Consider the following 15,521-nt stretch of genomic DNA (forward strand, 5'->3'; position numbering starts at 1 on the left):
AGATTTGACTTTTTATAATTTTCTATAGAATAAAAAAGTTGTCACTTAAATTTTTAAATAACAACTTTTTTTATTAGTTACTTTAATAAACTATATATTTTTTATTTCTTCTAATAAGCTTATAGCTGCTTTTTTAGGACCGTCTTTTTCCATACCAATTATACCTAATCTAGTTCTTAATTGTCCTACTTTAACTCCTGATTGGTAGAATTTATTGAAATATTCTACTAATAACTTTTCTGTGTCTTCCATCTTTTGTGCTGGCCCAAATGGATTTGCAAAGTAAGTTTTTACTAATCCTTTTTCTGTAGTAGTTCCTTTAGCCATTCTTGCTCCATCTCTAAAGGTATCTAAAGCTTCATTTATATCTTTAAAGAATTCTAGATTTTCTCCTTCTGACTCATAGTTATTAGCATATAAGAACAAGTCTATTGGATATTCTGTAGTAATTTCTTTATAGCTTGCTACAGGTATAACTAACCTAGCATTTACCTTATCTGGATTCATAAAAATACTTCTATCTATTTGTTTAAAAGCATATCCGGTATCTAAATCATCTAATCTTACAAAGGCTCCTATTTCCGTTCCTGATCCTACTGGTTTTTCATCTTTGTTTAATTTAACTACGCCCATGTCATCAAATATTATAGTCATATCACTTATATAATCTTCACTTAGCTCTCTAAATGCCTCTAAACTTTCAGATTTTCCTGCACCACTATCTCCCATTATTATTACATTAGCAGTTTTATTATTTTTAGTTACTATATTAACCATAGCACCGTGTATTGGTAAATATCCTCTTTTTATCATTATTAAATTATGAAGAGTCAATGTCATTTTCTTCATATAACCAAAGTAATCTATGGCTTCATTATAGTTTATATATCCTAACATAATATCATTTTCTTTATCATCATAGAAAACTATTTGTATTTCTTTATTTTCATCTCTTGCACCAAAAACATATACTATATCTGGCTTTTTATCTCTACACTCTTCTTCTGTAGCAATTTCAAACAGATTACATAGAGTTACTCCATGAGCCATAAAATCTCTATGAAAGTATATATAGGCTAAAAGTGTTCCTACTTTTGCAGGATAGCAAAACCAGTGGTCTAAATTTATTCTACAACTTTTTAATGGATTTTCAAAAGTTTCTTCAAACATACCATCTCGTGTATTCTTTTTAGGATAAGTTATAAAAGGTGGATCTAATAATATAGACTCTATAAATGGGATATCTTTTAGAATTTTATAACTATTTGGCATATTCCAATTAGAATTATTTAATATTAAACCTGCATTACCTCCAGCAGGTAATTGTCTATATATCCTTGGTTTTTCACCTAAAACATTTTCTTCAATTTTTCTATAAGTCTTTAATATAAGATTAGAAAAATTATTATTTGCATCTATAAAACTAACATTTTGGAGTCCATCTCCAATTTTACTATTTTGAACTATAGTATATCTTTCAAGTTTTCTCCAAAAATTATATAAATCTTCTATCAATAAAATAAACTTATCTTTGTTTTCTAACAGCTTTTCATATTTATCTTCCATCTTTTTTACTTCTTCTGCATTTAAAACCATAAGCAATTTAAATACATTAATAATATCTTCTAACAATATATCATTATCATCTACATTCATAGTACTGTATATATACTTATATACGTTAGTTTCTTTTCTTTTTATTTTTTCCATATAGGCTGATAAAATTCTTCTAAAGCCGTAACTACTAAACAATGCTTCAGCAGTATCACAATATTTTGCTGTAAAATTTATCATAACTTTTCCTGTGCTTAGAGAAAATTCTTTTTTCATTCTGCTACCTCCAAATATGCAATATAAATTTGACATTTCTTGCAGTTTAACTAACTGAGTATCATTATAACATACGAAATTGAAATTTGTACAGTGGCTACCATTCATTTTATGAAAAATTATATAAAATGTTAAATTATTTCTTGTTATGTATATTTCCATATAGATGCCATCTTTATGTATAGCTTTTTTATATTTATGTTACTTATAATCTTTTAGGCAATTTTATAATTTTAAATAAAGTTTAAAGTCTATACTAATTTTAAAATAGAACATAATTTATTATATTTCCTAGGATATTTTTTATTAAAGACATTTCTTTAAGTTCTATAATGGATTCAAATACTATAGTATGGGGTATTTTTGTTTATTTAACAATCTATAAAAGAAATTTCATCTGATTTATATAAAGTAGAAGTGAAGGTAAGTGAGATAGGACTTAGACAAATTCGGAGGTAGGTATTTTAATTGCTTATGTATTAGTTGATAGAAATGAACGTCTTAGGACATTATATTGTTATTATAAGAGAGGTAATAATAAGATAAACCCTATAAAATAGAACTAAAAACTCTATCTTATAGGGTTCTTTAGTTGAAAATGAAAAAAATAAAGATAAGGCTATATTTTTAATAACTTTAGATATAAATGTTAATAAAATATAAAGAATTTAGATATGCCTACATTGATAGGTTAATTAGACTTGTCAAAGTATAAATGTAAATCAGTAACCTTGTCGATTTCAAAAGTTAACTCGTCTATAGTTTTAGGATTATCATCCTTAAGCCATCTAACTACAATTGAAATGAAAGCACCAGAAAAAAATTCTGATAAAAAATCTGTACTAACAATAAATTTATTTCCCTTTTTTTCGCAAGCATTTAACATCAGTAAATATTGTGGTTCAGTGAGCTCATGCAATGTACCTAGCATTAATCTAGCATCCTGTGATGAAAGAAGACCTTTGAAAAAATTTCTGTTTTTATCGATATAAGATAAGATTACATGTATGGCTTCACCTTTACTAAAGTCAGAGATTAACTGCTCCGAAGCTATTATTTCTTTTTTCATGTAATATATGCTAAAGCATAAAAGATGATACTTATCTTCAAAATGATTATAAAAAGTTGCTCTACTTACCATGGCTTTATTGCAAAGATCATTTACAGTAATCTTATCTAATTCTTTTTCTTCCACTAAAGCAATTAGAGCTTTATGTAATCTAAGGTGGGATTTGGTTATCTTCACATTGTTAAGTTTATCAAAATAATTGTACATTTTTCACCTCCTTGTAAAATTTTTTACAGATTTTAAATTTTGTAGGTTGAACAGAATAATTAATTATAATACTATTAAAAATATCAAAAATGTTAAAAAAGTTAAATTTATTTAACAAGTTATATATAGTATATAAAAATCTAGATTTTTTATCAATAAAACTATTTTTACCGGTAGAAAACTACTCCCAAACTACAAAAGAAAGGAGAGTTTCTTATGAATTATACAAAAGACGTAAATAAAATTTATAAAAACTTTAATACTAATCCAGAAAGAGGATTAGATGATAATCAAATAAAAATCGCTGAAGAAAAATATGGATATAATAAATTCGTAGAAAAAAAGCCTATGAGTTTTGCAAAAAGATTTATTTTGCAATTAAAAGATTTTATGATAATAATGCTAATTTTTGCATCAGCACTGTCATTTTTCCTAGCTTCAAAAGGCGATGGTAGCTATATAGAAGGTGCTTTAATCCTAATAATAGTATTAATTAATGCTCTATTAGGTGCTATACAAGAAAATAGTGCTGAAGCAGCTCTTAATTCTCTAAAAGACATGAATGCTCACTATTCTAAAGTTATTAGAAATGGCAATATAATTGAAATAAAATCAGAATTTATAGTTCCAGGTGATATTATTACACTTGAAGCTGGTGATTCTATACCTGCTGATGCACGAATTATTGAAAGTGCTAACTTAAAAGTTGAGGAATCACCTTTAACTGGAGAAAGTATACCAGTAGAAAAAAGTGCTACTGTTATAGTAAAAGAAAAGGCTCCTATTGGAGACAGATTAAATATGGTATATTCAGGGTGTACTGTTACCTATGGAAGAGGTAAAGCGCTTGTTACCGAAACAGGTATGAATACTGAAATGGGTAAAGTAGCATCTCTTTTAAATAATGAAAAAACTAAAAACACTCCCTTACAAGAAAAATTTTCACATCTAGGCAAAACCATTACTATTAGCGCAATTATCGCTTGCACCATCTTGTTCTTCATTGGATTATATCAAGGAGAGACTCCATTAGAAATGTTTATTTCTGCTGTTTCCTTAGCTGTAGCAGCTATACCAGAATCACTAACAGGTGTTGTAACCATATCCTTATCCTTTGGTGTAACTAAAATGGTAAAAAAACATGCTATTATACGTAGATTACCTGCAGTTGAAACTTTAGGAAGTGCATCAATAATTTGTTCTGACAAAACAGGAACATTAACTCAAAATAAAATGACAGTAAAAAGTGTATGGCATCATGGAGATGAAATTGTAAACACAACAAATCCTATAACCAAAGAAACTTTAAATATATTAAAGTTCGGCACATTATGCTGTAATGGAAGAGTAGATGTAGTAAATGGGGAAGAAAAACATCTTGGTGATCCTACAGAAACTGCTATAATTGCAGCCTTTCAAAAAAATGGTCTTCTTAAAGATGAATTAGATAATGAAATTCCAAAGATTTATGAACTACCTTTTGATTCAGAAAGAAAATTAATGACAACAGTTCATGATATCCGAAATAGTAGTCTAAGTGATAAAGGTAATTATTGTGTAATAGTTAAAGGTGCCTTCGATGTACTAATTCCAAGATGTATAGAAGGAGATTTTGAACATGCTAAAGCTACAAATTCTAAATTTGCCAAATCTGCATTAAGGGTAATTGCAATAGCTTGCAAATTTTATACTGAGTTACCAAAGGAATTGACTAATAAAGTTTTAGAAAATGACTTATCCTTATTAGGTCTCATTGGAATGATTGATCCGCCTAGAGAAGAGGCGAAAGCTTCTATAGAAAAAGCTAAAGAGGCTGGAATAAAAACTATTATGATAACAGGAGACCACATCTTAACTGCAACGGCAATAGCCAAAGAACTTGGGATATTAGAGAATGATAATGAAGCAATAACTGGTGAAATGTTAAACGCTCTAAGTGATGATGAATTTTCAAAAGAAATTAGAAAATATTCAGTTTATGCTAGAGTAAGTCCTGAGGACAAAATAAGAATTGTAAAGGCATGGCAAAATAATGGTGAAGTCGTTGTAATGACTGGTGATGGTGTTAACGATGCTCCAGCATTAAAAGCTGCTGATATAGGATGTGCAATGGGCATAACAGGTACAGATGTTGCTAAAGATGCTTCAGATATGATTTTAACTGATGATAATTTTTCAACTATAATAGATGCAGTAAAAGAAGGAAGAAGTATTTATGATAATATTAGAAAAACTGTAGAGTTCTTTTTAAGCTGTAATGTGGCTGAGGTTATTATAGTATTCGTTTCATTCTTATTAGGATGGGGTTCACCTATTTTAGCAATGCAATTACTATTAATAAATGTAGTAGCTGATGCACTTCCTGGATTTGGTTTAAGCAAAGAAAAAGCTGACAATGATATAATGACTAGAAAACCTATAGATAGAAACAAAAGTATACTAGCAGATAAAGTTGGAATTAAAATAATTCTACAATCTGTAATGTTTGCTATATTAACCTTAATAGCTTATTATATTGGAAACTTCGTAAAAATTTCAGATACAATACTACCATCAAAAGATGTTGGTATCACAATGTGCTTCTTAGTTATGGCTTTCTCATCAATAGTTCATGTATTTAATTGTAGAAGTAAATACTCAATATTTAAAATTAAGTTTAGCTCTAATAAGGCAGTTTTAAAAGGAGTTGCAGGATCTATGGCAATTATGTTCATGATTTGCTTCATACCACCACTAGCAAATCTGTTTAGCGTAGTTCCTCTATCTTGGAATCACTGGATGCTTGTAACAGTATTATCTATAGCTCCTTTAATAATAGTTGAAGCAGTAAAAGCTTTTGTAAATAAAGGTGAAGTATATAAAGAATTCAATTCTGTAAATTACTCAGAGTAGCTTTAACTTTTAATAAGAGCATAAAATAACTATTTTCCCACCTCTGGGGAACAGCTTAATCAATGGAGAATTGAGAATGGAAAATTGACGATTGTAGTTGAAATTAATTTTACAAATTAATTCCTTTGAATAGATTCTTTAATAAAAGTGACTGCATCCCTTCAAAAATAAATAAACTTAAAACTTCTCCTATAAAAGAGAAGTATCAATAATTCTACATTATCAATTATCAATTCGTATTGTATAAGGGCTCAGTATAGTTCTCAGCAATACCTATTTACTTAACTGAAATAATGGAGAGAAACAATACAATTAGTGCATTAGAATAAACTAAATATAAAATACAAAAGACCATGAAGAAAGCTTTTATAGCTAACTAACTTCATGGTCTTCTTTGTTTTATAAAATAGATAAATAATAAATTAAATTAAAAAAATGTTAATAATTTATATGTTTTTTTAAATAGTGAAAAATTTGTTAGAATATTTGGGGGAATTAGGAAGGCATATTTACAACTTTGTAGAAATAGTAATTATTCCTCCGTTTAGATTTTATTTGGTGATTAAATCATAACATAGAATAATCAATTATGAATTATTTTAGTCTAACTTCATTTTACAATGGGTCGAAATAAAATTTCAATAGTTTGCTAACATCACTTAGAGTATGCCTCTATACATTGTATAATATGTAAAAATATGTACAAAAGTCTTATGCTATTGTATAATAAACATAATGTTTTCAACGGAGAGGATGTGTTAATGTGAGCGGTGTATTAAATCGTTTTGTTATTCATAAATTGTGGGGGGAACAAAACTATGAATTAAAATTTAATGATAACAAATTGATAATTGTCGGTGAAAATGGAAGCGGAAAAACAACTATTCTAAGAATACTGTATGAAGTACTTGCTTGTAGGTGGGGAATGTTATCTCAAGAAGACTTTGAAAGTATCGATATAGAGATAAATAATGAAGTGAAAAGCTTATATAAGAGCGATATTGAAAATAGTAAAAGTTATTTAGTTAGTATGAATGAAGATGCGATACGGGAACTTCCACCTCTAGTAAGAAGAAAAATATTTGATAGGTCTGAGTATAGTGGACGAGAGATGACATTAGATCAAATTATGGATATAATTTCTGAATTTGATTTCCCAGAATATTACTATTCCAGAGCGCTTGACGAACTTCGTAATCGTACAGAAGCTTTGCCCGAAAATATTAAATATTTATCAAATTGGATAAATAATTCTTTAAATTGCAGCATAATTTATATGCCAATTTATAGACGTATTGAACGAAAAATTGGTTATATAAAAGAAAAGGAGTTTTTAGGAAATAAAAGAATGCCCCCATCTTATTATAGAAATAAGATGTCATTCGATGAAAGAACTAAAAGAATTATGGAAATATCTCAAACCGGTATGGATGATGTTCACTTATCTATTACAATGACAATTGATTCTATCCAAAAAGAGTATAATAGCACGGCATCTAAGTTGAATCTTGAATGTTTTAAAGGAATTATTACGCAATCATTTAATAAAGATATTGTTTTTACACGTGAAAATTTAAATCCTAAATTTATTGATAAAGTTTTTGGAAGTATTAATGAAAATATCTTACCACAGCATGATATTTTACAGATAAAAAAAAGACTTTTAGAAATGATGAAAGAAACTCAATCTCTATCGGAATATGATAAAATTGTATACTATTTTTATCATATGCTTGTACAAAGATTTATTGCTTTAAAGAAGAAAGAAGAAACTATTGAGAGATATTTTGAGGCATGTAATCAATATTTAGTTAATAAGCATTTTGAGTATAAATCAAGTGAATTTACTTATGAGCTAGTAGTAGATGGATTTAATGGTACGAGACGAATTATAGATTTAGAACAACTATCATCGGGTGAAAAACAAATTGTATCTTTATTTAATTATATATATTTATCTCCTATTGAAGACATAATGCTTTTAATTGATGAACCAGAATTATCTCTTTCCGTACCTTGGCAAGAAAGTATTTTAGAAGATATTATTCAAGGGGGGTCATGTAAATCTTTAATTGCAGTTACACATTCGCCATTTATATACTCGAATAATATGGAACAATTTACTAGAGCATTAGAAGAGTTCTCATTTAATAATCAAGAGGAGAATTTATAATGAATATGTTAGAGAAACATCAAGTTGCAATTAAGGGTATAAACATACCTTATCATAGGTTTTTGTTAGCATATAAAAGCCACGAGGATCAAGCTTTTATTTTTTGTGAGGGTAATGAAGATTTAAGCTATTATTCTGGACATGTCAAAAGTAAATTGCCATCCACTTGCAGCTTATATCGTTTTTTTGTTGATGGACGAAATAAGGTATTACGATTACACGATGATTTTGATTGGAATAGATTTTGCAATAAACAAATCTTATTTTTCATAGATAGGGATGTAACATATTGGTGTGAAGAAAAACAAACAGTTGCAGATAATATATATATAACAGATGGTTATTCTTTTGAAAATGAAGCTGTTAATGATTCTGTTTTTATTGAGTGTTTAGAAGACTTATTTGGTTTTGCTAATGCGACTGAAATAGAGATTAATAAAATAAGAAAATTTTTTATTGATAGACTTTCTATTTTTAATGAAAATATGAGATTTATTATGGCATGTGTTGTTGTAAGTTTGAAGAAAACGAATAAACATCTTGCAAAAGAAATTAAGCCTAAAAGGTTTATAGATTTGTCAAAAGACAATATTGTAATAGACGAATATTCAGATATTTCAACTAAAAATTATATTATGTCAAAATTAGAACTTACAGATGATGATATGCCTCAAATTAGTTATTTTATTGATAGATTTGTTACTGAATCTGAACATTATTATGTTAGAGGTAAATGGGCATTATATTTTATGATAGAATGTTGTCAGTATGTTTTTAAACATGGTCGAGAGTTCGCACCTTCGCTATATGATAATAATGGTAAAGAGCCAAAACGACTTTGTGATTTGAATTATAATAGTGCAATGAGTATACTTGCTCCTAGGCTGCCTGAAACAGCTTCTTTGAGATCATTTTTACTTAGGACATGTAAAGTATACGGAGAATGTAAAGACCGTAGAAAATGTGATAGACAATCTATATCTTCGTGTGGAAATCGAACCATGGTACTTGCTAACTAGTATATGTGCAGTAGTATTATTTATGTTTAATTAGGATATGTGATTTATTAGGACATACTATATGAAGTGAATAATAATACCACAAAGAAATAATGAAAATTTATATATTTAAGTGATTTGTGAGTTTTTAACTTTACTAAGGATGAAGATAGCTTTAAAAATAAATAGCACATAAATGATATTGAAGTATATATGGACATATCAGCTACATATATTAGAAATAACTGTATTATACTAAATAAGAATACATCTATAGTTTTATATGCACATTATCTTAGAAGCTTATTAGTGTCTTTATTATTTTGTCTTCTGAATGAGTGACAATAATTTACAAAATAGCTATCTATTTTTAAGCATTCTTCTAATTTCGTAAATTCGCTAAAATCTTTACTATTAATTTAGAGAAGAAGGTTTTTTTATATAAGCAACAGCTCATAACTGTATTTTAAATAAGCTTATATCACTTTTACAATAATAAAAGTCCTAAGAAAAATAGAGTAATTAATATAGAATTCATAGTTAGAAAAGGGCATCAATGATTTCTATTTCATGCGATAGTAAAAATAGTATATCTATGATGTCACTTTACGATAAATTTAATATGTAAAATAAAAGCAAATTTATAGCTATAATACAAAATGGAATATAAAGTGAAGTTTTTAATACTAAAATTCATTATACAGAACAGTTATTATTGTTCTCTAAGAATTTAGACACTATCTGAAAAAGCTCCTTATCACAGTTTAGAAAGGTATAATGTCATCTAGCATTAAAATAATAATATTTTTCGTTGTTAAGTAAATAGTGAAAGTATAGCTCTTTTCTACTCTGGTGCACTGACTTTATCCGTGTGGGAGCCTAAATAAGTACTTTCCTATACTAGTTTTCATAATCTTTTGTTTTGTATTTGGGAGATGGTTCATAATTATATAGAAGCTTATGCCGATAATAGGTACTATCCTTTTATTTATGTAGAGAAACAAGTTAGCAGGAAATTGAATATAGAATATAAAAAAGCTATGAAGCAGAGTTAAGATAACTAAACTTCATAGCTTTTGTATTTTAGATTTTGAACATTGACAACTTTAGCTTTAAATGATATATTTTTATGAATAGACCATAATATATCATTATATCATATAACAATATATTTGTCAATAGCTATTTAAAAATATTTTAAATTTAAAGGAGTGTATTTTATGGAGGTTAACAAAGCAAGCCTTACGGCTATTGTATCAGCATTTGGACGAGCATATCATTCGTTAAATGATGAGCCCAAAATATTTAATGATTACTTAGCTGAAAAAATGATTACAGATGAGGAGTTTAAAAATATTTCTAAGAACATGATAGAAGGAATTAAATTTTTTAATCCTGAAGATGAAAATATATATAAGAATGAAGAATCCATGCTTAAATGGATTGTGCAAACACAAATATCACCAACACCTTTAGCAAGAAGTAGATACACAGAAGATATGTTAGAAAATGCTATTAAAATGGGTGTAAAGCAATATGTTATTCTTGGAGCAGGTTTTGATACTTTTGCATTTAGAAAACCTGAATTATTAAAGAAAATAAAAGTCTTTGAAGTTGACCACCCTGCTACTCAAGAACTAAAATTAAAAAGAATTAAAGACTTAGGTTGGGAAATAAGTCCTTCACTTAAATTTGCTCCTGTAGATTTTTCAAAGGATGGTCTTAAAAAAGCATTGCTGGATTCAGGATTTGATTCAAATAGTCTTAGCTTTTTTAGTTGGTTAGGAGTCACATATTATTTAAGTAGAGAAGAAATAATTAATATGTTTAAAAGTATTTCTAGTATTGCTTGTAAAGGAAGTTCATTGGTATTTGATTACCCAGATAAGGATATTTTCAATAGTGAAAGAACCACAAGTCGTGTCCAAGCAATGGTGAAAATGGCTGAAGTAGCTGGTGAACCTATGAAAACAGGATATGAATATTTAGAACTGGAAAGTGATTTAGATAAAGCAGGATTATTGATTTATGAACATCTTACTCCAAAGGATATTGAAGAAAAATATTTTAAAGAAAGAGATGATTATTATCATGCTTTTGAAAATATAAACTATGCTTTAGCAGTTGTGGATAAAAAGTTGGGGGCGGTTCATAGTAATATTTAAAATTCGATAATATTACTATCATGCTAAAAATATTAAATATAATATGAGTATATTGGTTAGGGGAATTGCTCTAACCAAATTTTTTATCTAATTGAATATTGAGTTTTATAAAACATACTAGGTACTATTTTTTAAGTAAAGTTAACTGTCACTAGAATTGCATTATTAAATTGTTTAATATTCCACTAATATAAATTTTAAAATTGCTATTAGAAAGGCAATTGTGCACAATGCTAAGGGGAATATAGTCACTTAAAAATATAATAGATTTAATTATTATATGAGAATAGTCAAGCAATATGAGGTTTGAATTTTATGGAACAGTTGTTATTATATATGATATAATGTAATTATTTGGAGCATGATGAAAGAATTTAATGTTAAATGGAAACATAAGAAAAGACAGTGTTTTAAGAGAATATTATATGTAAACAGCAAAATGAACTGCAAATTAAAAGACAACTATTTGTTCTAAAAAATTTAAATAAGATATTGTATAGCGAAACAATGTTATGTTACAATAAGTTTATAAATTAAATGAAACTTTATAGAATTTTATGCTAATAAAGGGGGATTAGAGAGGTGGAGAAAGAGAAGTATACTATAGGGGATATAATAAAAATTCCTTTCAACTGTGATTTTAGGTACGCTTTAGTTATAATGTTTCAAAAAATTCTGCAAGGATTGGTGCCAACCCTGCAGGTAATAGCAACAGCTAAGTTTTTAGATGTGGCTATGGCAATAGTTAGTGGAAAGGCTGATTACAATGAAATTTTCTTACCATTAACTTTAGTGATAATATTTATTGCTTATAACTGGATTTCATCACAGCTTATAAAACTAGTTGAGGTAAAGCTAGAGATAAAACTCAGAGAAAAATTTAGAGTTTTTATTACAGAAAAAAGAGCCAAGCTAAAGTATAAGCACATTGAAAATAAGGATACTTGGGACTTGATATCGAGAGTTGCAAAGGATCCAGAAGTACAATATGCAAATGCATATAAAGCTCTGTTAGATATGGCGGCACTTATTATCAGAATATTAGGAATACTACTTGTGCTGATTACTCAAGTTTGGTGGTCAGCTGTAATTATATTAGCAGTATCCATACCACTATTTGCGCTGGCATTAAAAAGCGGCAAGGCAAACTATGAGGTAAATAGGGAAGTATCAAAGTATAAAAGAAAATATGAATATCTTAAAGAGGTTATCACTGGAAGAGATGCTGTTGATGAAAGAGCACTATTTAGTTATACAGATGAAATGAATAAAAGATGGTGGCAGGAGTATGAGCACGGAAGAAAAATTGAGTATAAAACCAACGTAAAATGGTATATAAGGATGAAAATGGGAAGCATAATTACTGCACTTATATCTATATTAATAGTAATAGTTCTTATAAATCCAGTAAAACAAGGTCTGCTAACTATAGGAATGTTTATATCTGTTGTTAATGGGGTTTTTTCTTTAGTTCAAATGATGTCTTGGCAGCTTGCATATTATGCACAAGAACTAGCCACTAATAAAGAGCGCCTAAAGGATTTAACAGATTTTGTTAATTTAGAAGAAAGAGAAGGTGCAATTGATAAGCCCGATGAAAATGAAATAAAATTAAAGTCATTGGAGTTTAAAAATGTATCTTTTAAATATCCAGGCACCAATAATCATATTTTGAAAAACATTTCTTTTAATATAGAAGAAGGAAGGCATTATGCTTTTGTTGGAGCTAATGGGTCAGGAAAAACTACTATTACTAAGCTTATCACTGGATTATATGAAGAATTTGAAGGAGAAATCTTAATAAATGGAATAAATATTAAAGAATATAGTCATAGTAAATTAAAATCTTTATGTTCTGTAGTATATCAAGATTTTGCAAAATATTTTATAACTTTAAGGGACAATATTGCTTTAGGGCATATCAGAAAAATGGACAAGGATCTTAGTGATGAAGATATAAATAAGATAGTAGATATTATAGATTTAACAGATGTTATAGAGAAACTTCCGAATGGCTTAAACTCTTATTTAGGTAAAATAAAAAGTGATGGATTAGATGTTTCTGGAGGACAATGGCAACGTATAGGTATGGCAAGGTCTATTATAAGTGATGCACCATTAAGAATATTAGACGAGCCTACAGCAGCTTTAGATCCAATAAGTGAAAGTAATATATATGAGAAATTTGAAGAAATAAGTAGAGGCGGGACTACAATTTTCATAAGTCATAGACTTGGGTCAACGAAACTTGCTAATGAGATTTTTGTTATAGAAAATGGGACTATATTAAAAAAAGGTTCTCACGATGAGCTTATGGAGATTAACGGCACTTATGCAGATATGTATGAAAGCCAAAGGAGTTGGTATCTATGATAAAGGAAAATGAGAATAAAGATATATCAGTTTTTAAGATAATTAGAAGAATTCTTCCAATAATTTTAACAGCTTCACCTATATATTTTTTATTATATAGTTTAATGGGGATTATGCATGGAACTTCTATTGGAGCTATAACCTTTATGACTCAAAAATTTTTTGATTCAGTTACAAAAGGAATATCAATTGGAGGAGATGGTTCTAAAGTAATATTAATGGCAATTGCTTTAGGTTTAACTGTAATAGGGTCTCAAGTATTAAATGGAATTCATAATTTTATGGGAGACAATCTTAGTAAAAAAATATATGGTCAAATGGGTAAAAAGCTAAATGAAAAATTTGGGAAAATATATCCTGTGGATTTTGAAAATCCTAGATTCTTAGACGATATAAGTAAAGCTGATGAAGGAATGCTCAACAGTATTTACTTAATTTTGTTAGCTTCAACTATCTTTACTTTCTATCTTCCTTATTTTATTTTTATGGGAGTATATCTTTACAAACTAAAGCCTATTTTAATTGTATCTTTAATATTAATATTTGTACCAGTAGCTTTAACTCAATTTATAAGAGTTAAAATTTTTGGAAAGCTAGCAGATGACTCTGCTCCAATAAGAAGGGAATATGAATATTATGAAAGATGCATGATAGATAGAGAATATTATAAGGAAACCAGGCTTTTAGGAGTTTTTGATTACTTTAAAAATCTTTATATATCTTCATTAAGACTTTTGAACAGTAAAATATGGAAAGCGGAAAGAAATTCTGCACTTATGGAGTTAAGTATGAAGATAATAACTATTTTAGGGTATATGGGAGTTCTTTACTTATTATTTGATGCATTACTTAAAGGTGAAATAACAGTAGGAGCTTTTGGTGCAATATTTTCATCTATAGGCAGCATGTTTAATATAATGGAAGAAATAATATGTCGTCATATAGGTGAGATGACTAGAAATCTAGGTACTGTAAGAAACTTTGTAAGATTTCTTGAAATTCCTGAAAGAGGTGGAGAAGACATAGAAATTAAAGGGACACCAAATATATCTATTAATAATGTATCTTTTGCTTATCCAGGANNATCTGATATATCTTTGCAAGTAAAAGCTGGAGAAACTATTGCTATTGTTGGAGAAAATGGGGCAGGAAAAACCACTTTAGTTAAACTTATGACAGGGATATATTTACCTACAGAAGGTGATGTGAAAATTGGAGGAATAGATACCTCTAAAATATCACCCCAGTTTTTATATAGCGGAATATCAGGAGTATTTCAAAAATATCAAAGATATAAGATTACTCTTAAGGAGAATATAACCATAAGCTCTATGGAGGAAAAAGGAAATAAAAAACTTAAAGCAGATTTAGAAACAGCAGTATCGAAATCAGATTTAATTATTGATGAGGAAAAGTTCCCTAATGAATATGAAACTATGCTCTCACGTGAATTTGACGGAGTAGATTTATCTGGTGGGCAATGGCAGAGAATATCTATAGCAAGAGGATTTTATCGTGAGCATAATATGATAGTTCTAGATGAACCTACAGCAGCTATAGACCCTGTTGAAGAAACTAAAATATATAAGAAGTTTGCTGAAATGTCAGAAGGAAAAACTTCTATTATTGTTACTCATAGATTAGGTTCAGCAAAAATAGCTAATAGAATAATAGTTATGGATGATGGAAAAATAGCTGAAATAGGAAATCATGAAGATTTAATAGAGAAGAGAGGTAAATATGCACAAATGTATGAAGCTCAAAGTAAATGGTATGCTGAGGAAAAAGTTGTAGCAGAAACATATATTTAATTT

At 28.2% G+C, this 15,521-nt stretch carries 8 protein-coding genes; 6 read left to right on the plus strand and 2 right to left on the minus strand.

Features of this window, described 5'->3' with window-relative positions:
* Positions 1-90: 90 nt before the first annotated feature.
* Complete coding sequence (locus tag B3603_RS11505) at positions 91-1,830, minus strand: phosphoenolpyruvate carboxykinase (protein WP_291564827.1); 1,740 nt, start codon at positions 1,828-1,830, stop codon at positions 91-93.
* A 691-nt stretch (positions 1,831-2,521) separates the two neighbouring features.
* Positions 2,522-3,106: a TetR/AcrR family transcriptional regulator gene (locus tag B3603_RS11510; RefSeq protein ID WP_291564829.1), complete on the minus strand. Its 585-nt coding sequence runs from the start codon at positions 3,104-3,106 to the stop codon at positions 2,522-2,524.
* Positions 3,107-3,322: 216 nt separating this feature from the next.
* Here B3603_RS11510 and B3603_RS11515 point away from each other — a divergent pair, with 216 nt between their 5' ends.
* The 6 genes from B3603_RS11515 to B3603_RS11540 all read left to right on the plus strand — a co-directional run bounded on the left by B3603_RS11515 (position 3,323) and on the right by B3603_RS11540 (position 15,518).
* On the plus strand, positions 3,323-5,998 hold the full coding sequence (locus B3603_RS11515) for a cation-translocating P-type ATPase (RefSeq protein ID WP_291564831.1): 2,676 nt from the start codon (positions 3,323-3,325) through the stop codon (positions 5,996-5,998).
* 763 nt (positions 5,999-6,761) lie between these two features.
* The gene (locus B3603_RS11520) at positions 6,762-8,171 is read left to right on the plus strand and encodes an AAA family ATPase (RefSeq protein ID WP_291564832.1); all 1,410 of its coding nucleotides are present in this window, start codon (positions 6,762-6,764) and stop codon (positions 8,169-8,171) included.
* Positions 8,171-9,190, plus strand: coding sequence for a DUF4435 domain-containing protein (locus B3603_RS11525; RefSeq protein WP_291564834.1), 1,020 nt, complete (start codon positions 8,171-8,173; stop codon positions 9,188-9,190). Before B3603_RS11520 ends, B3603_RS11525 begins: the two co-directional genes overlap by 1 nt.
* Before the next feature lie 1,199 nt (positions 9,191-10,389).
* On the plus strand, positions 10,390-11,334 hold the full coding sequence (locus B3603_RS11530; RefSeq protein WP_291564836.1) for a class I SAM-dependent methyltransferase: 945 nt from the start codon (positions 10,390-10,392) through the stop codon (positions 11,332-11,334).
* A 582-nt stretch (positions 11,335-11,916) separates the two neighbouring features.
* Positions 11,917-13,707, plus strand: coding sequence for an ABC transporter ATP-binding protein (locus tag B3603_RS11535; RefSeq protein WP_291564838.1), 1,791 nt, complete (start codon positions 11,917-11,919; stop codon positions 13,705-13,707).
* The gene (locus B3603_RS11540) at positions 13,704-15,518 is read left to right on the plus strand and encodes an ABC transporter ATP-binding protein (protein ID WP_291564840.1); all 1,815 of its coding nucleotides are present in this window, start codon (positions 13,704-13,706) and stop codon (positions 15,516-15,518) included. Before B3603_RS11535 ends, B3603_RS11540 begins: the two co-directional genes overlap by 4 nt.
* Positions 15,519-15,521: the final 3 nt, after the last annotated feature.

The sequence above is a fragment of the Clostridium sp. UBA2485 genome, from assembly GCF_002341865.1.
Taxonomy (GTDB): domain Bacteria; phylum Bacillota; class Clostridia; order Clostridiales; family Clostridiaceae; genus Clostridium_J.

Bases quoted from the DNA above. Each gene is read 5' to 3' on its own strand.
- B3603_RS11505 (WP_291564827.1), bottom strand. From the start codon at position 1,830: ATGAAAAAAGAATTTTCTCTAAGCACAGGAAAAGTTATGATAAATTTT.
- B3603_RS11510 (WP_291564829.1), bottom strand. From the start codon at position 3,106: ATGTACAATTATTTTGATAAACTTAACAATGTGAAGATAACCAAATCC.
- B3603_RS11515 (WP_291564831.1), top strand. From the start codon at position 3,323: ATGAATTATACAAAAGACGTAAATAAAATTTATAAAAACTTTAATACT.
- B3603_RS11525 (WP_291564834.1), top strand. From the start codon at position 8,171: ATGAATATGTTAGAGAAACATCAAGTTGCAATTAAGGGTATAAACATA.
- B3603_RS11530 (WP_291564836.1), top strand. From the start codon at position 10,390: ATGGAGGTTAACAAAGCAAGCCTTACGGCTATTGTATCAGCATTTGGA.